The 17,358-nt window shown below is 65.5% G+C and carries 17 protein-coding genes; 5 read left to right on the forward strand and 12 right to left on the reverse strand.

Annotation, left to right across the window (positions count from 1 at the left end; all coding sequences use genetic code 11):
- Window position 1: 1 nt before the first annotated feature.
- The 4 genes from ACUXVX_RS20790 to ACUXVX_RS20805 are packed head-to-tail and all read right to left on the reverse strand — an operon-like array spanning window position 2 to window position 3,493.
- Window positions 2-856 (reverse strand): metal ABC transporter permease, encoded by an 855-nt coding sequence (locus ACUXVX_RS20790; RefSeq protein WP_446309785.1) that lies wholly within the window; start codon window positions 854-856, stop codon window positions 2-4.
- Complete coding sequence (locus tag ACUXVX_RS20795; protein ID WP_446309786.1) at window positions 853-1,698, reverse strand: metal ABC transporter permease; 846 nt, start codon at window positions 1,696-1,698, stop codon at window positions 853-855. The genes ACUXVX_RS20790 and ACUXVX_RS20795 overlap by 4 nt, the downstream gene beginning before the upstream one ends.
- Window positions 1,695-2,612, reverse strand: a complete 918-nt coding sequence (locus tag ACUXVX_RS20800) for a manganese/iron ABC transporter ATP-binding protein (RefSeq protein WP_446309787.1) — start codon at window positions 2,610-2,612, stop codon at window positions 1,695-1,697. The genes ACUXVX_RS20795 and ACUXVX_RS20800 overlap by 4 nt, the downstream gene beginning before the upstream one ends.
- Window positions 2,609-3,493 (reverse strand): metal ABC transporter substrate-binding protein, encoded by an 885-nt coding sequence (locus tag ACUXVX_RS20805; RefSeq protein ID WP_446309788.1) that lies wholly within the window; start codon window positions 3,491-3,493, stop codon window positions 2,609-2,611. Before ACUXVX_RS20805 ends, ACUXVX_RS20800 begins: the two co-directional genes overlap by 4 nt.
- Window positions 3,494-3,719: 226 nt before the next feature.
- Between ACUXVX_RS20805 and ACUXVX_RS20810 the strand changes: the two genes are divergently transcribed.
- The 3 genes from ACUXVX_RS20810 to ACUXVX_RS20820 all read left to right on the forward strand — a co-directional run bounded on the left by ACUXVX_RS20810 (window position 3,720) and on the right by ACUXVX_RS20820 (window position 6,852).
- The gene (locus tag ACUXVX_RS20810; protein ID WP_222496736.1) at window positions 3,720-4,730 is read left to right on the forward strand and encodes a C4-dicarboxylate TRAP transporter substrate-binding protein; all 1,011 of its coding nucleotides are present in this window, start codon (window positions 3,720-3,722) and stop codon (window positions 4,728-4,730) included.
- 74 nt (window positions 4,731-4,804) lie between these two features.
- Complete coding sequence (locus ACUXVX_RS20815; RefSeq protein ID WP_222471782.1) at window positions 4,805-5,446, forward strand: TRAP transporter small permease subunit; 642 nt, start codon at window positions 4,805-4,807, stop codon at window positions 5,444-5,446.
- A complete protein-coding gene (locus tag ACUXVX_RS20820) occupies window positions 5,443-6,852 on the forward strand; it encodes a TRAP transporter large permease (RefSeq protein ID WP_222496738.1) in 1,410 nt (469 codons plus the stop codon). Before ACUXVX_RS20815 ends, ACUXVX_RS20820 begins: the two co-directional genes overlap by 4 nt.
- Before the next feature lie 254 nt (window positions 6,853-7,106).
- Here ACUXVX_RS20820 and ACUXVX_RS20825 read toward each other — a convergent pair whose 3' ends face one another.
- The 7 genes from ACUXVX_RS20825 to ACUXVX_RS20855 all read right to left on the reverse strand — a co-directional run bounded on the left by ACUXVX_RS20825 (window position 7,107) and on the right by ACUXVX_RS20855 (window position 14,207).
- A complete protein-coding gene (locus tag ACUXVX_RS20825; RefSeq protein WP_446309789.1) occupies window positions 7,107-9,125 on the reverse strand; it encodes a M3 family metallopeptidase in 2,019 nt (672 codons plus the stop codon).
- A 76-nt stretch (window positions 9,126-9,201) separates the two neighbouring features.
- On the reverse strand, window positions 9,202-10,290 hold the full coding sequence (locus ACUXVX_RS20830) for a HesA/MoeB/ThiF family protein (protein ID WP_446309790.1): 1,089 nt from the start codon (window positions 10,288-10,290) through the stop codon (window positions 9,202-9,204).
- Window positions 10,290-10,757, reverse strand: coding sequence for a dUTP diphosphatase (gene dut / locus ACUXVX_RS20835; RefSeq protein ID WP_446309791.1), 468 nt, complete (start codon window positions 10,755-10,757; stop codon window positions 10,290-10,292). Before dut ends, ACUXVX_RS20830 begins: the two co-directional genes overlap by 1 nt.
- A complete protein-coding gene (gene coaBC / locus ACUXVX_RS20840) occupies window positions 10,754-11,947 on the reverse strand; it encodes a bifunctional phosphopantothenoylcysteine decarboxylase/phosphopantothenate--cysteine ligase CoaBC (protein ID WP_446309792.1) in 1,194 nt (397 codons plus the stop codon). Before coaBC ends, dut begins: the two co-directional genes overlap by 4 nt.
- A 115-nt stretch (window positions 11,948-12,062) precedes the next feature.
- Window positions 12,063-12,452: a VOC family protein gene (locus ACUXVX_RS20845; protein WP_446309793.1), complete on the reverse strand. Its 390-nt coding sequence runs from the start codon at window positions 12,450-12,452 to the stop codon at window positions 12,063-12,065.
- A 62-nt stretch (window positions 12,453-12,514) separates the two neighbouring features.
- Window positions 12,515-13,291, reverse strand: a complete 777-nt coding sequence (locus ACUXVX_RS20850; RefSeq protein ID WP_446309794.1) for a helix-turn-helix transcriptional regulator — start codon at window positions 13,289-13,291, stop codon at window positions 12,515-12,517.
- Between the two features lie 37 nt (window positions 13,292-13,328).
- A complete protein-coding gene (locus tag ACUXVX_RS20855; protein ID WP_222496744.1) occupies window positions 13,329-14,207 on the reverse strand; it encodes an RNA polymerase factor sigma-32 in 879 nt (292 codons plus the stop codon).
- Window positions 14,208-14,401: 194 nt separating this feature from the next.
- Here ACUXVX_RS20855 and ACUXVX_RS20860 point away from each other — a divergent pair, with 194 nt between their 5' ends.
- Together ACUXVX_RS20860 and ACUXVX_RS20865 are read left to right on the forward strand one after the other, a co-directional pair.
- A complete protein-coding gene (locus tag ACUXVX_RS20860) occupies window positions 14,402-15,277 on the forward strand; it encodes a glutathione S-transferase (protein ID WP_446309795.1) in 876 nt (291 codons plus the stop codon).
- A gap of 81 nt (window positions 15,278-15,358) precedes the next feature.
- Window positions 15,359-16,870, forward strand: coding sequence for a YifB family Mg chelatase-like AAA ATPase (locus ACUXVX_RS20865; RefSeq protein WP_446309796.1), 1,512 nt, complete (start codon window positions 15,359-15,361; stop codon window positions 16,868-16,870).
- Here the strand turns inward: ACUXVX_RS20865 and ACUXVX_RS20870 are convergent.
- A complete protein-coding gene (locus tag ACUXVX_RS20870; protein WP_222471771.1) occupies window positions 16,867-17,334 on the reverse strand; it encodes an SRPBCC family protein in 468 nt (155 codons plus the stop codon). The two genes, ACUXVX_RS20865 and ACUXVX_RS20870, sit on opposite strands and share 4 nt — an antisense overlap.
- Window positions 17,335-17,358: the final 24 nt, after the last annotated feature.

Here is a 17,358-nt window from a genome sequence, read left to right on the forward strand (position 1 = left end):
GTTACGGTGCCGTCTCTCCGGGGGCAAGGGGGGTGGACATGCGGCGGTTGCGCAGAACCGTGGCGATGAAGGCCGCGATGAAGCAGAGGGTCATGGCCAGCACGATGGTGGGTGCAGGCGCCGAGTCGAGCCAGAAGCTGGCGTAGGTGCCGGCAAGGGCGCAGAAGAGCGCGATGGCCACCGAGGTGGCCAGCATCGCGTGAAACCGCCGGGTCAGCAGAAAGGCCGTGGCACCGGGCGCGATGAGGAGCGCGATGGCGAGTATGATGCCCACCGCCTTCAGCGCCGCGACGATGGTGAGCGAGAGTGCCACCAGCAGCCCGTAGTGCAGCCAGCCGACGGGGAGGCCGGAGGCCTTGGCCTGGGTCGGGTCGAAGGCATGGAGGAGCAGGTCCTTCCACTTGGCGAGCAGCGCGAGGGTGACTGCCCCGCCGATAATGCCTGCCTCCCAGAGATCGGCCGCGCCGATGCCGAGGATGTCGCCGAAGAGGATATGGTCGAGGTGCACGTCGGAGGCGATGGCGGTGTAGATCACGAGGCCGAGCGCAAACATGCCCGAGAAAACCACGCCCATCACCGTGTCCTGCTTGATGCGGGAGTTCTCCTGCAGGTAGCCCGTGGCAAGCGCGCAGCCCATCCCGGCGAGGAAGGCGCCGATGCCCAGCGGGATGCCGACGATATAGGCCAGCACGACGCCGGGCAGGACGGCGTGGGAGACGGCGTCGCCCATCAGCGACCAGCCCTTCAACACGAGGTAGCAGGAGAGCAGCGCGGCGGGCACCGAGATGAGCGCGGCGACGGCCAGCGCGTTCTGCATGAAAGGCAGTTGGAACGGCAGCAGCAGTTCTTCGATCATTCCAGCGCCTCCCGGGCCCGGCGGCGCGCCGCCAGTAGCCCGTGGGTGGGGGCGAAGAAGAAGGCGGCGAGGAAGAGCGCGACTTGCAGGAGCACGATCACCCCGCCGGTCGCGCCGTTGAGGAAGTAGCTGATGTAGGCGCCGAAGAAACCGGTGCCCGCGCCGATCAGCACGGAGAACCAGATCAGGCGGTGGAAGCGGTCTGTCAGCAAGTAGGCGGTGGCACCGGGGGTGACGACCATGGAGATGACGAGGAAGGCGCCCACGGTTTGCAACGCGGCCACGGTGGAGGCCGCGAGCAAGGTGAAGAAGAGGATGCGCAAGCCATTGGTGTTTAGGCCGATGGAGCGGGCGTGGTTTTCATCGAAGAAGGTGACCATCAGATCGCGCCACTTGGCGGTTAGGATCGCCAGCGTCACCACACCGATTATGACGAGCTGCAGCGTGTCGGCCGGTGTGATGGCAAGGATGTTGCCGAGCGTGATGGTCTGGATATCCACGGGCACCGGCGAGACCGATACCATGAAGAGCCCGAGGCCGAAGAAGCTGGTGAAGATCAGACCGATGATCGCGTCTTCCTTCAGGCCGGTGCGCTGGTTGAGGAAGAGCATCGCCGCGGCCGCCAGCCCGCCGGAAAGGAAGGCGCCCAGTGCGAAAGGCAGGCCCAGCATGTAAGCCCCCGCGACCCCCGGCACGATGGCGTGGGAGAGCGCATCGCCAATGAGTGACCAGCCCTTGAGCATCAGGAAGGCGGAGAGAAAAGCGCAGACGCAGCCGACCAGCGCCGAGACCCACATGGCGTTGGTCATATAGGCGTAGGAGAAGGGCTCGAGCAGGCTCATTCCCAATCCTCGTCGTCGCCCTCTTCGGACGGCTCCTTATGCTCGTGATACATGACGAAGGGGCGCTCATCGTCGGTGATGACGGTCACGCGGCGCGGGTCTTCATCGTCGTGCAGGTCGGCCCCGCCGAGCACGAAGTGGCGGAGGACGCCACCGAAGGCCTCTTCGAGGTTCTCGCGGGTGAAGGTCTCGGAGGTGGGGCCGAAGCCGAGCACGGTGCCTTTAACCAGAACCGTGCGGTCACAAAATTCCGGAACCGAGCCGAGGTTGTGAGTGGAGACAAGCATCACACGCCCCTCGTCGCGCAGCTCGCGCAGGAGCTTGATGATCTCCTCCTCGGTGGTCACGTCGACGCCGGTAAACGGCTCGTCGAGCAGGATCACTTGCCCCTCTTGCGCCAAAGCCCGGGCGAGAAACACCCTCTTGCGCTGCCCGCCCGAGAGTTCGCCGATCTGACGGTGGCGGAAGCTCTCCATGCCGACGCGGGCCAGCGCCTCTGTCACCGCCTTGCGGTCGGCGGCGCGGGGGCGGCGCAAAAAGCCCATGTGGCCGTAGCGGCCCATCATCACCACGTCTTCCACCAGCACCGGAAAGGCCCAATCGACCTCTTCAGCCTGAGGGACATAGGCGACGAGGTTGCGCTTGAGGGCCTCGCGCACCGGCAGGCCCAACACGCGGATGTCGCCTGACGCGAGAGAGAGGAACCCCATGATCGCCTTGAAGAGAGTGGACTTGCCCGCCCCATTCACGCCCACCAATGCGGTGATCGTGCCCTTGGGAATCTCGAAGCTGGCCGAACGCAGCGCGGTGTGGCCGTTGCGGTATGTGACGGTGATGTCATCCACCCTGAGCCCGCCGCCCGCCTCTGGCGTGCCGGGCTCGAAAACCTCGTGCGGCTCGGTAGCAAGGCTCATTGCGGGGCCAGCCCGTCCAGAATGGTCTGTGAGGTCACGCGCAGAAGGTCGAGGTAGGTGGGCACCGGGCCGTCGGCCTCTGTGAGGCTGTCGACATATAGCACCCCGCCATAGCGCGCGCCGGTCTCGCGGGCGACCTGCTGGGCGGGCTTGTCGGAAATGGTGCTTTCCGAGAAGACCACGGTGATCTCGTTCTCACGGATCGCGTCGATCACCGCGCGCACCTGCTGCGGCGTGCCCTGCTGGTCGGCGTTGATCGGCCAGAGATACAGCTCTTTCAGCCCGTAGTCGCGGGCGAGGTAGGAGAACGCTCCTTCGGAGGTGACCAGCCAGCGTTCCTCTTCGGGCAGCGCGGCAATGGCTTCGCGGATCGGGGCGATGGTGGCGGCAATCTCGGCCTTGTAGGCCTCGGCATTGGCGGCGTAGGTCGCAGCATTGTCCGGGTCGTGCTCGGAAAGCGCGGCGGCGATGTTGTCGACGTAGATCAGCGCCGAGCTGAGCGCCATCCAGGCATGCGGGTTAGGCTTTCCGTCGTAGGGGCCGGAGGTGATGGAGATGGGCTCCACCCCGTCGCTCACTACGGCAGAGGGCACGCCCCCAAGATTACGGAAGAACTTCTCAAACCAGAGCTCGAGGTTGAGCCCGTTCCAGAGGATCAGATCGGCATCGCGCGCATCGAGGATGTCGCGCGGTGAGGGCGCGTAGTTGTGGATCTCGGCGCCCGGGGGTGTGACGGAGACCACCTCGGCAGCATCCCCTGCCACGTTGCGGGCCATGTCGGCGATGACGGTGAAGGTGGTGGCGACCTTGAACTTCTCGGCCCAGCTGGCGGCAGGCCAGAGGGTGAGTGCCAAGAGGGTGACGGCGGCGATGCGGCGCATGGGGCGCTCCTGCGTTGCTGTTTGCAGGGAGGATATGCCGCGCTTGGGCCGAGTCAATGCAAATGCGAATGAGTTGCAATTAAATGTGCAGGCGCAGCATCGCCCGTGCCTTCAGAAAAGCCTTCACATCAGTAATGGCCTGCTTCTAGGATGGCTGCGATCTGTGGCCACGCGGCGGAACTGAATTCCGCCAAGCGAACGAGCCGCTGACAACAGGGAGAGAGATATGCAGATGATGACGAAGGTGGCCGTGGCCGCCCTGATGACTGCCGGGATCGCCAGCGAAGCTGCGGCAACCGAGTGGAACGTATCGGTCTGGGGCAAGCGCCGGGCCTTCACCGAGCACGTCGAGAAGATGGCCGAACTGGTGAGCGAAAAGACCGGCGGCGAGTTTACCATGAACATCAGCTATGGTGGCCTTTCCAAGAACACCGAAAACCTCGACGGCATCGAGATCGGTGCCTTCGAGATGGCGCAGATCTGCGCCGGTTACCACCCCGACAAGAACCCCTCGCTGACCGTGCTCGAACTGCCGTTCCTTGGCGTCGATACGCTCGACAAGGAAGTTGAGGTGAGCTTTGCGCTCTACGAGCACCCGGCGGTGAAGGAAGACCTCGCCCGCTGGAACGCCACTCTGCTGATGCCCTCGCCGATGCCGCAGTACAACATTGCCGGTGTGGGCGATGCCCCGCAGTCGCTCGAAGACTATGCTGGCCTGACCGTGCGCGCGACCGGCGGGATTGGCAAGGCGATGGAGACGGTGGGCGCCGTACCGACCTCGGTGACCTCTTCCGAGGCCCGTCAGGCGCTGGACTCCGGTGTTGTGAAAGGCGTGGCTTTCGCCCCGCACGCCCACATGAGTTTTGGCACCATCGAGGGCGCCAACTGGTGGACGACCAACCTCAACCCCGGCACCGTGCAGTGCCCGATCGTGGTGAACACCGATGCGCTGAACGCGCTCACCGACGCCGAGCGTGAGGCGCTGATGGGGTCGGTCGACGAGGCGATTGCGCACTACGTCGACAACTACAACGGCGCGACCATGTCCAAGTGGGGGCCGCTGCTGGAGGAAAAGGGCATTGAGCAGGTGACCTACTCCGACGATGCGCTCGCCGCCTTCCGTGAACAAGCCGCTGGCCCGATTGCCGCCGCCTGGGTGGAAGAGAACAATGCAAAGGGCCTTCCGGCGCAGGAGCTGCTGGACCTGGTGCAGGGTGTGATCGGCGGCGACAGCTGATCCGCAGCCACGCATGATACAGCGGCGGGCCGGGGCATCTCCCCGGCCCGCCGTTCTGCAAGAGGGGGCAAGCCATGGCAGGGGCATCCAACGTTATCGAAGACGGCAGCACGCTGAGCCGGATCGACAGGGCACTGTTCAGGGTGGAGACCCTGCTGGCGCTGATCGGCGGCATCGTGGTGTTCTCCCTGATGCTGCTGGCCGTGGCATCGGTTGGCGGGCGTAAGCTCTTCAATCAACCGCTGCCGGGCTACGTGGACTGGATCCAGTTCCTGATGCCCTTCATCGCCATTCTGGGCGTCAGCTATTGCCACCGGCTGGGCGGGCACATTCGCATGGATATTCTGGTCGGCCGCTTGCGAGGCCGGGCGCTCTGGCTCTTCGAGTTGCTCTCCACTCTGCTGGTACTGGCGCTGATGGTGCTGCTGCTCTGGGGGGCATGGTCGCACTTCGGGCGCTCGTTCGACTTTGGCCGCCCGCTGTGGAGCGCCGACAGCTCCATCGACATCGGCCTGCCGCTCTGGCCCGCCAAGCTGGTGGTTCCGGTGGCCTTTGCCGTGCTGTGCCTGCGGCTGTGCCTGCACGCCTTCGCCTACGGCAAGGCGCTGATCGAGGGGGCTGAGGCCCCGGTCGCCGTGCCGCTCATCGAAGACGCTGCGACACAGGCCGCCCATGAGGCGGAGACGGTCTCCGGATTCGAGGAGGATGCGCGATGACTTCCATCGAGATCGGCCTCTGGGTCACCGCCGGGCTGCTGGTGATGGTGCTGATCGGCACCCGCGTTGCCTTTGCCGCCGCCATTGCCGGGCTGGTCGGCCTGCTTTGGATCTTCTGGTCGAAGAAGGGGTATGACCCCGAGCAATTCGGCTGGGCGTTGGGCGTTGCGGTTAAGACCGCCGGGCAGGTGCCGCATTCCAAGGTGTCGAGCCATGCGCTATCGCTGATCCCAACCTTCATCCTGATTGGCTACCTTGCCTATTACGCCGGACTGACCAAGGCGCTCTTCACCGCCGCCAAGCGCTGGGTCGGCTGGCTGCCAGGTGGGCTTGGAGTTTCCACCGTGTTTGCCACGGCGGGCTTTGCCGCCGTTTCGGGCGCTTCGGTTGCCACCTCCGCCGTCTTTGCCCGCATCGCCATCCCCGAGATGCTGGCGGTGGGCTATGACAAGCGCTTTGCTGCTGGCGTGGTGGCCGCAGCGGGCACGCTGGCCTCGTTGATCCCGCCCTCTGCGATCCTCGTGATCTACGCGATCATCGTGGAGCAGGACGTGGGCGCGCTGCTGCTCGCGGGCTTCATCCCCGGCGCCTTCTCGGCGCTGATCTACGGCGGGATGGTCGTGGGCATGGCGATGGCGTGGAAGAAGCTCGGACCGCCCGTCACCGGTTTCACATGGGGCGAACGGTTTGCCGCCCTGCCCGGCGCGCTGCCGATCCTCTTCGTGGTGCTGATCATCATCTTCTTCATCTACAACCCCTTCGGCGGTGACGCTTGGGGCACACCCACAGAGGGCGGGGCACTTGGGGCCTTCGTGGTCTTCCTGATCGCACTCTACCGAGGCATGCGCTGGCCCGAGTTGAAGAACGCGCTGCTGGAGACCGCCAAGCTCTCGGTGATGATCTTCACCATCATCTGGGGCGTGCTGATCTACGTGCGTTTCCTCGGCTTTGCTGACCTGCCCGGTGCCTTTGCCGACTGGATCTCGTCGCTCGACCAGTCGCCGATGATCACCTTGCTGATGATCCTTGCCGCATATGCGGTGCTCGGCATGTTCATGGATGCCATCGGGATGCTGCTGCTCACCCTGCCCATCGTATATCCGGCGGTGATTGCCCTGAACGGCGGCGAGGCGGTAACTGCGGCAGACTCGGCCTTTGGGATGAACGCCACGGGCTGCGCGATCTGGTTTGGGATCATCGTGGTGAAAATGGCGGAGCTCTGCCTGATCACCCCGCCCATCGGGCTCAACTGCTTCGTGGTTGCGGGCGTGCGCCCGGAACTCTCGGTGCAGGACGTATTCCGGGGCGCGGCGCCCTTCTTCGTGGCCGATGCGCTGACCATCGCCGGGCTGGTCGCCTTTCCGGCCATCGTGCTCTACCTGCCGGGGCTCCTGTTAGGGCTCTGAGGTGACGCAGCGTCATCAAGGACGGGTGTGAACAAACTGAGGATGCGGCATTGCATTTATGCAGTGCGGCGGCGCAGCGGAGCGCTGTTTAGCCCGAGTCGGCCCGGAGTTTTGGCGGGCTCAAGCCTGAAAATGCGCAGTTTGCAGTTATTTTATTGCGCCCGCAGGTTGAGCAAATGCCCTGCCGTAAGGGTAAAGTAAAAAGGCGCGACCCGAGGAAACCAGGCCGCGCCTGTGGATAAAATGGTGGATTGTCAGGCGACGTCGTCCAGCCCACGGCCTTTCAACAGCGCGTCGACACCGGGCAGACGGCCCCGGAACGCGGTATAGAGCGCCTCCGGCTCTTCGCTGCCACCGGTCGAGAGAATGTTGGCCTCGAGGCTCTTGGCCAACTCCGGGTCAAACGGCCCGCCCGCCTCTTCGAAGGCGGCGAAGGCATCGGCATCCATCACCTCGGACCACATGTAGCTGTAGTAGGCTGAGGCATAGCCGCCGGAGAAAATGTGCGCGAAGTGCGGTGTGGCGTGGCGCATGCGGATAGCGCGGGGCATGCCGATGGATTCGAGCACCTCGGCCTGCTTTTGCATCGGGTCGGCGGGCGGCGGGCCTGCGTGGAACTCGAGATCCACCAGCGCGGAGCCGATGAACTCGCAGGTCGAAAAGCCCATGTCGTAGGTTGCCGCGTTCAGCACCCGCTCCAGAAGCTCCTCAGGCATCGCCTTGCCGGTCTCGGCGTGGGTGGCGAACTCCTGAAGTACCTCGGGCACCTCCATCCAGTGCTCGTAAAGCTGGGAGGGCAGTTCGACGAAGTCCCGGCTCACCGAGGTACCGGAGATCGAGCCATAGGTGACGTCAGAGAGCATCTGGTGCAGCGCATGGCCGAACTCGTGGAAGAGCGTGCGGGAATCGTCATAACTCAGCAGCGCGGGCTGGCCTGCGGGCGGCTTGGCGAAATTGCAGACGTTCATCACATGGGGTGCGGTCTCGCCGCCGAGTTTCTTCTGCGAGCGCAGGGCGGAGCACCATGCACCAGAGCGCTTGCCGGGGCGGGCGAAGTAATCGCCGATGAACACGGCAATGTGCTGGCCGTTGCGGGTGACCTCCCATGCGCGAGCATCGGGGTGATGAAGGGCCACGTCGAGCGGGGTGAACTCCAGCCCGAAGAGCCGGTTGGCACAGGCGAAGACGGCCTCGATCATGCGGTCGAGCTGGAAATAGCTCTTCAGCTCGGCCTCATCCAGCGCGTGCTCTTCCTTGCGGCGAGCCTCGGAATAGTAGTGCCAATCCCACGGCTCGAGCGGGCCATCGAAGCCGTCGGCGTGAAGGCGACGCTCCAGCACCTTGGCATCGGCCTCGGCCTTGGCGCGGGCGGGGGACCAGACGGCTTGCAGCAATTTGCGCACGTTGTCGGGCGTCTTCGCCATTTCGGTCTCGAGCCGGTAGTCGGCAAAACTTTCGTAGCCAAGCAGCTTGGCTCGCTCGGCGCGGAGCGAGAGCATTTCGGCGGCGAGCGCCCGGTTGTCGGTGTCGCCGCCATTGGCGCCGCGCGAGGTCCAGGCTTCGTAGGCCTTCTTGCGCGCCTCCCTGTCGGGGCAGAACTGGAGGAAGGGGACTACCAGAGACCGCGAAAGAGTGACGATGGGCTTGTCGCTGCCAGCCGCCTCGGCTGCGGATTTCATTGCATCGACAAGGAAAGACGGCAAGCCAGTGAGATCATCGACCTGCATCGACCAGTCGCGCTCATCGGCCAGCAGGTTGAGGCCGAAGGCGGTAGATTTCTCGGAGAGGGCAGCATTGATCTCGCGCAGGCGGGCGCGGCCTGAGGCGTCGAGGCCTGCTCCGGCGCGGCGGAAATAACGGTGGTGGAGGTAGAGCACGCGGTCCTGCTCATCGGTGAGGTCCAGATCATCGCGTTGTTGCCAGAGCGTGTCGACCCGCTCGAAGAGGGCCTCATCGAGGGCGATATCGCTGGAGAGGGCCGAGAGGCGGGGCGAGAAGGCGCGTTGCAGCTTTTCGCGCGCGGGCGTCGAGGAGACGGCAGCGAGCAGGAAGAAGGGGCCGAGCACATCGTTCAGCGGCTCGTCCGAAAGCTCCAGCGGCTCGATGGTGTTCTCGAACGTGGGGGCATCGGGGTTGGCGGTGATTTCGTCAATGGCGGCGCGGGTCTCTGCCTCGGCGGCATCGAGCGCGGGGGTGAAGTGCTCATCGGTGATGGCGGCGAAATCGGGCAGGTCGAATGGCTGCTCGGAAGGGGTGAGAAGCGGGTTGTTCATGGATCGCGGTCTCCTTTGGAAGGGAAGATAGGGGCCGCCGGAGAGATTGCGAAGGGGGGTGCGCTCATCCGCCCTGCTAGGTGACTCCGCCGCAGGTTGGACAGCCCTCGCGGCGCTTGAGGCGTATCTTGCGTGTCTCCGACCAGAGCGCATCGTAGATCAGCATCTCGCCGCGCAGCGGGCTGCCTGCACCGGTGATGAGCTTCACCGCCTCCGCCGCCATCATTGCCCCCACCACACCCGGTAGCGGCCCCATCACGCCGGCCTCTGCGCAGGAAGGTGCGAGGCCGGGGGCGGGCTCTTCGGGGAAGATGCAGCGGTAGCAGGGGGCGCCGTGGGAAGGATCGAAGATCGAGAGCTGGCCCTCCCATTGAGAGAGGGCGCCCGAGATGAGGGGGATACCGGCGGCCACGGCGAGATCGTTGGCGAGGTAGCGCGTGGCGAAGTTGTCGGTGCCGTCGAGGATCATATCGGCCCCCGCAACCAGTTCAGGGCCGTTCGCATCCGTCAGCCGAAGGGCAAGCGGCGTGACGTGGATGTGGGGATTGAGCGCCAGCATGGCCTCTGCCGCGCTTTGCGCCTTGTTCCGGCCCTGCCCCTCGGTGCGGTGGATCACTTGGCGCTGGAGGTTGGAGGCGTCGACCTCGTCATCGTCGAGCACGGTAATATGGCCGACTCCGGCGGCCGCGAGGTAGAGCAGCGCGGGCGAGCCAAGCCCCCCTGCCCCGATCAACAGCACGCGGGCGGACTTCAGCTTCTTCTGGCCCGGGCCGCCGATCTCGCGCAGCACGATGTGGCGAGCGTAGCGGGTAAGTTCATCGGGTGCGAGTTTTGACGGGTCTTGGGGCGTGGCAGAGGGCGCAGGGTCTGCAACTGCCACTTCGGGCGTGGCGGCCTCGGCCTCCCGCGCCATGGCGATGGAGCGCAGCCAGCCCACCCCGGAGCCGTAAAGCACGCCGATGGCACCGAGGACGAAAACAATCAGCCAAAGCTGCGGGTGGCGCCCGGTGATCTCGCGGATTGGGTGGCCGAAGGGCAGGATGAGGTTGAGGGCGAGCGCGAGGGCAATGACGCCGATCACGGCGGCCTGCCGCTCAACGGTACGCCAGCCCAGCCATTCGCCGCTCCACCAGGCCAGCGCCATGAGCGCGAAGACGAGGAGCATCAGCCGCGGCCCGTGGAGCCGAAGCCGCCAGCGCCACGGTCAGTGTCTGTCAGGGTCTCCGCAGCGGAGAAGGCCGCCTGCATCACCGGGGCTACGACAAGCTGGGCGATGCGGTCGCCGTGGGTGATGGTGAAGGGCTCATGCCCGAGGTTGATCATCAGGATGCCGAGCGGGCCGCGATAATCGCTGTCGATGGTGCCGGGGGTGTTCACGAGGGTCACGCCGTGTTTTGCGGCGAGGCCGGAACGGGGGCGCACCTGAATCTCAAAGCCCGCCGGGATCTCGACCCGCAGGCCGGAGGGCACGATGGCGCGGCTGCCGGGGGTAAGTACGATGCCTTCGGCGCGCAGATCTTCGGGGAGGTTCGCACGCACGTCGGCCCCGGCGGCACCGGGGGTCTCGTAGCTCGGAAGAGGGAGGGAAGGATCGGCCCCCTCATCGCGGATGCAGCGGATATCGGGCGTCATGCGAGAGCCTCGGCGATACGGGCGGCGAGCTGTTGGGCGACTTGATCCTTGGACATGCGCGGCAGGGCATCCGCCCCCTCGGCGGTGAGGATCGTCACCGCGTTCTCCGTGCCGCCCATGATCCCGGTCTCGGGAGAGACATCGTTGGCGATGATCCAGTCGCAACCCTTGCGCTTCAGCTTGGCTTCGGCGTGTGCAATCAAATCGTTCGTCTCGGCAGCAAAGCCGATGACAAGGCCGGGGCGGTTGGGGGCCTTGGAGACTTCGGCGAGAATGTCTGGGTTCTCGGCGAACTCCAGCGGCGCGATCTTACCGGAGCCGTCCTTCTTGATCTTTTTGGTCGAAGCATCGACCACGCGCCAATCCGCGACCGCGGCGGCGAAAACGGCGGCATCGGCGGGAAGCGCGCCCAACACCGCTTTGTGCATCTGGGCGGCGGTCTCGACCTTCACCACATTCGCCCCCTGCGGCGGTGGCACAGAGGCCGGGCCGGTGACGAAGGTGACGGAGGCGCCGAGGCCCATCAGCGAGCGGGCGAGGGCGGTGCCCTGCGCGCCCGACGAGCGGTTGGCGATGTAGCGCACAGGGTCGATCGGCTCGTGGGTCGGCCCTGAGGTAATGACGATGTGCTTGCCCTTCAGCGGCCCGTCGGCCAGCGCCTCGCCCACGGCGGCTACGATCTCGGGTACTTCCGCCATCCGGCCTGGCCCGTATTCTCCGCAGGCCATCTCGCCCTCGGCGGGGCCGGTGAAGCGCACGCCATCGGCCCGCAGCGTGGCCACGTTGCGCTGGTTTGCGGGGTGAAGCCACATCCGGACATTCATCGCAGGGGCGCAGAGAACAGGCTTGTCGGTGGCCATCAGCAGGGTGGAGGCGAGGTCATTCGCGTGGCCGTTTGCCATTTTGGCCAGAAGATCGGCGGTGGCCGGGGCGACGACCACGAAGTCGGCGGCGCGGGAAAGCTCGATGTGGCCCATCTCGCGCTCGTCGGTCAGATCGAAGAGCTCGCGATAGACCTTCTCGGCGGCCAGCGCAGAAACGGAGAGCGGCGTGACGAACTCCTCGGCAGCCTGCGTCAGGACCGGGGTCACATGGGCGCCCTGCTCACGCAGGCGGCGGATCAGGTCGAGCGACTTGAAGGCCGCGATACCGCCCGCGATGACGAGTAAGATTTTCTTGCCTGCCAGCATGGGTTTGGCCCTCCGCTAGGCTCTGTTGTAGGGCGCGGTGGTGCGGGCGGCAAGCATGGGAGCGAGGGGCCAGCCCCTCGCGCTCCCCGGAGATATTTGAAGCAAGAAAATGGAATCAAGGGGCTTTGGGATACCAAGTGCCGAAGCACCAGAGATTGCCATCCGGGTCGCGGGCGATGAATTCGCGGGAGGGATAGTCGCGGTCGGTGGGCGTCTCGACGATCTCGGTGCCGGAGGTCACGACCGTCGCATGGAGCGCGTCGGGGTCGTCGACGGCGATATAGGTGACGGAGCCGCCGGGAGGCGGCGATTTGGCGGCAAAGGCATCATCGCGGGCTTGGCCGATCATGATGATGGAGGAGCCGAAGGCGAGTTCGGCGTGTTCGATGGTGCCAGTCTCAGGCGTGCGCATCAGTTCGGTGAAGCCGAGAGTTTCAGTGAACCATCGGTGCATAGCGTCAGCATTGGTGAAGCGGAACGTGGGGTAGATGCGGGGGGCTTCCATGGTGTGTCTCCTTTTTGGAGAGCCTGCCATGGGGCGCGGGCCGGGTCTTGAAGGAATGGGACTCAGGCGAACTGTCGCGGGGTCATGCCGGACAGGGCGCGGAATTCACGGGTTAGGTGAGCTTGGTCAGCATAACCCGCATCGGCGGCGATCTCGGCCCAACTCGCGGTGCCAGCGCGGGCGGAGGCGGCGGTGAAGCGGGCAACACGGGCGGCTGCCTTGGGCGAAAGGCCAAAGGGCTGAAATTGGCGGGCCAACGTGCGCCGGGTCATACCGAGGTGATCTGCGATGCGGGCAATGGGGGCGCGACCCTCGGTGCCCTCGATGATCCGCCAGGCGCGGGTGAGCGTGGGCGGGAGGGAAGTTGCGGCGAGGCGGTGTGCGAGGAAGCTCTCGGCCAGAGCGAGCCGGGTGGCCCAGCAATCGGCCTCGCCCATGCGGGTGTGAAGCTCCGCGATGTCACGGTCGCCGTAGTCGGGCAACGCGTGCACGCCGTCTGACGCCTCGCCCAGCGCGGGGCCAAGGAGGCGCATGGCCCCCAGCGGCGTCAGGTCGATTTGCAAGACTTGGACCGCCTCAGGTGAAGCAATGCGGGCGGGGGTGAGCGAAAGGCCCGCCATGAAACTGGCGATACCGTCCGATGGAGCCGGATCGCGACCCATGCCCACCTCGAACCTGCCGTCGAAAACGAAGATCAGTGGCACGACGAGGGCGGCGGGCTCAACCATGAGCCCGGGCAGAGCGCCCTCGGAGCGGTAGAGCGTGATGCGGCGAACGAGGCCGCGAAATGCGGGGCGGACGGGTGCGCGCCAGAGCGAAAACGAAGGGCCGCGGATCACCGCGGCCCCATCTATTCCTGCAAAGGGCGTTTCCACCTCAGGAGATCAGCGCCAGCACTTCATCGGATTGCTGCTCGAGCGAGCGGCGCATCTTCTGGAAGGCCGCCGCCTCAAGCTGGCGCACGCGCTCCTTGGACAGGCCCAACTCTTCGCCAAGACTCTCCAATGTGCGCTTTTCGCGGGCAAGGCGGCGCTCACGGATGATGAACTGCTCACGCTCGTTCAGCGCACCCATCGCCTCGGCGAGCCAGTCGCGGAGCTGGGCCTTGTCGTGCTCAACCTCCACCTGTTCGGCGGCCTGCGGGCCTTCATCTTCCAGCGCGTCGATCCACTGGCGGCCATCGTCTTCGGCGGATTGGGTGACGTTGAGCGAAAAGTCGGAGCCCGAGAGCCGGCCTTCCATCATCTCCACATCGGCCAGCGGCACGCCGACCTCGGTGGCGATCTTCTGGCGCAGCTGCTGGCTGTCGAGCGTTTCACCCGCCGCCGCCGCCTCGCGCTCCAGCTGCGCCTGCACGCGGCGCATGTTGAAGAAGAGCGACTTCTGCGAAGAGGTCGAGCCGGTACGGACCATCGACCAGTTGCGCATCACGAACTCCTGCACGGAGGCCTTGATCCACCACATGGCGTAGGTCGAAAACCGCACGCCGCGCTCGGGGTCGAACTTGTCGGCGGCCTTCATCAGACCAAGTGATGCCTCTTGAATGAGGTCGTTCATCGGTGCGCCGTAGCGCTTGTATTTGGCCGCCATTGAGATCGCGAGGCGCATATAGGCCGAGATCAGGCGGTGCAGTGCCTGCTCATCCCGGTCATCGCGCCAGGCGCGGGCCAGTTGCTGTTCGGTTTCGGCGTCAAGCAGTTCGGCTTGCCGCGCGTGGCGGGACATGGAGGTATCGATATCGCCGTCCAAAGGCATGGGGGAGCTCCTTCTCGCGGGCAAGACATGCCGAGCACCGGCAGGCCTTGTCTTATGCTAAACGAAGATTAGGACCGATCGGTTCAAAAGAAAGTGTGAAAAATGCATAGAAGGGTTTCCATCACAAATATTGATGGACTTCTGCGCAATTATGCGTTGGTCGAGCGCCCATGTCTGTGCGTAGCGTCACAGGTATGACCAGTACACTCTACATCGGCGATCCCGCCTACTCTTCGTGGTCCCTTCGGGGCTGGCTCCTGTTCGAGAGATTCGGGCTGGAGCGGCGCACCGTCTGGGTCGATTTTGCTAATCGTGACGTGGCCGATCAACTGGCCGAGATCGCCCCCGCCAAGACGGTGCCGGCGGTTCTGTTCGAGGATGGCGCCATTCTGGGCGAGAGCCTTGCGATTGCCGAGGAACTGGCCACGCGGTTCCCCGCGGCAGGGATCTGGCCGGATGACAGCCGCGCCCGCGCCACCGCACGAGCGCTGGCGAGCGAGATGCACGCGGGCTTCGGCGCGCTGCGTGAAGCCTGCCCGATGGCACTGCGGGTGGCCTACGAAGGGTTCGAGCCGTCAGATGGGGTGATGGCCGATCTGGCGCGGCTGGAGGTGATTTGGGACCACGCCAAGCGCACGGTGGGCGGTGACGGCCCGTGGCTTTGCGGCACCTATTCGGCGGCAGACGCCTTCTTCGCGCCGGTTGCGGCGAGGATCGCAACCTATGGGCTGCCCATCTCGGAGGCAGCGACCGACTATGTGGCCGCCCATTTGGCGGACCCGGCCTTCCGGCGTTGGCGCGGCATGGGGTTTGCGCGGGGAGAAGACTTGCCTTGGTATGCGAAGGACCTGCCCACGCGCGACTGGCCCGGCCCCACGCCGCTGGAGGCCCGGGCGGTGGAGGAAGGGCCCTCGGTGAACGAGGCATGCCCCTACTCCGGCAAACCGGTGACCCATTTCATGGAAGCGGGCGGCAAGGTCTGGGGCTTTTGCAATGCCTTCTGCCGCGACAAGACCGTGCCCGACCCGCTCGCATGGCCTGCATTCGCGGCGCTCTACGAGGGGCGTTAACGTTTCCCTAACCATCCCGGTCTAGCGTTAACCACGGTTTCACAGCCGGGGTTTTGGCAGATGTTGGACGGGAGCGGAGGGATGTTGGCGGCGGCCTATACGGTCGCCTTTGATGGCATCGAGGCGCGGCCTGTGGAGGTGCAATGCGCTGTGTCACCCGGCATGCCGAATTTCGCCATCGTCGGCCTGCCCGACAAGGCGGTGAGCGAGGCGCGCGAGCGGGTGCGGGCGGCGCTCGGCGCGATGGCGATTGCGCTGCCGTCGAAAAAGATCACAGTCAATCTCTCCCCCGCCGACCTGCCTAAGGAAGGCTCGCACTTCGACCTCCCCATCGCCTTGGCCCTGTTGGCCGCCATCGAGATCCTGCCGCGCGAGGAGGTGTCACAGGTGGTCGCGCTGGGGGAGCTCTCACTCGATGGTAAGTTGGTTGCGGTCAACGGTGCCCTGCCCGCCGCGATGGCTGCCGCTGAGCAGGAGAGGCGGCTGCTTTGCCCACGCGCCTGCGGGGCGGAGGCCGCGTGGGTCGGTGCGGCCGAGGTGATTGCCGCCGCCAGCCTCGGCGCGGTGATCCGGCATTATACCGGGGAGGCACCGATAGAGCCCTCAACCCCCGGCGAGGTGCAGGGCCATGTCGGCGGCAAAGACTTGCGCGACGTGAAAGGCCAAGAACGGGCCAAGCGGGCGCTTGAGGTGGCGGCAGCGGGGCGGCACCACCTGCTCATGGTCGGTCCACCCGGCTCGGGCAAATCCATGCTCGCCGCTCGCCTGCCAGGCATCCTGCCGCCACTCACCCCGCGCGAGGCCTTGGCAACATCGACCGTGCATTCGCTTGCCGGCCTGCTGAAGGAGGGCGGCATCAGCCGTGAAGCGCCGTATCGTGCACCCCATCACACCGCCTCGATGGCCGCCGTGGTGGGCGGTGGGCGGCAGGCGAGGCCGGGGGAGGTTTCGCTGGCGCATAACGGCGTGCTGTTCATGGATGAATTTCCGGAATTTCCCCGAACCGTTCTGGAAACCCTGCGCCAGCCCATCGAGACCGGCGAGATCATGGTGAGCCGGGCCAATGCCCATGTCGCCTACCCCTGCAAGTTCATGCTGGTGGCCGCCGCAAACCCCTGCAAATGCGGCCACCTGACCGATCCGGGCCGCGCCTGTTCGCGCGCACCAAATTGCGGGGAGGATTATCTAGGCCGCATCTCCGGGCCGCTACTCGACCGGTTCGACATTCGTCTGGAGGTGCCGCCGGTTGCCTATACCGACCTCGATCTGCCTCCCGCCGAGGAAGGCTCGGCAGAGGTGGCAGCGCGGGTGGCACAGGCGCGGGGCGTGCAGCGCACGCGGTTCGAGGCGCTCGGCGTCGAGGCCACGACCAATGCGGACATTGAAGGCGAGTTGCTGGATGAGGTGGCCCGGCCGGACGATGCAGGCATGGAGCTTCTGCAAAAGGTCGCCCAGCGCTTTGGCCTTTCGGCGCGCGGGTATCACCGGGTCATGCGCGTGGCCCGGACAATCGCCGACCTCGACGGAAGTGAAGGCGTGACCAAGGCCCACGTGGCAGAGGCGGTGGGCTATCGTCTGATAAAAAGCGCTTAGGCTGCGGGGGCCGGGCGAGCTTCGACCTGAAGCGCGAATTCGGCCATTCGGCGGCGCAGGCCCTGGGTCAGGCTGGAGCGGCGCAGGCGGAGCGATTGCACCAGCACGCGGGAGGTGATGGTGCGTGGCATCAGCTCGATATCGAGGCTCATCCGCGTGCGCATTTTCGACAGTTCGATCAGGTCGATCTTCACCACCGCATCGAGGCCGCCGATATTGAGATCGAGTGCGACATGCTCGGGCTTGTCATAGGCGGAGACGGTGGCATTGAGATCGCGCATCTGGCCACGGATGGGGAACCGCATCTTCCAGCTCATGCCGACCCCGGATGCATCGAGTGCATCCGTCCGGGTGATCTCGTGTCCGCGCCGCAGCACCTGCTTTTCGAAGGCCTCGTGGTCGGTGACCGCTGCGAAGACCTCTTCGATCGGCTTTTCAATATCTTCCTTGCCGGTGAAGTTCATCCAGCCGCTGCCCTTCTTCTATCC

The sequence above is a fragment of the Vannielia sp. SX4 genome (genome assembly GCF_052828525.1).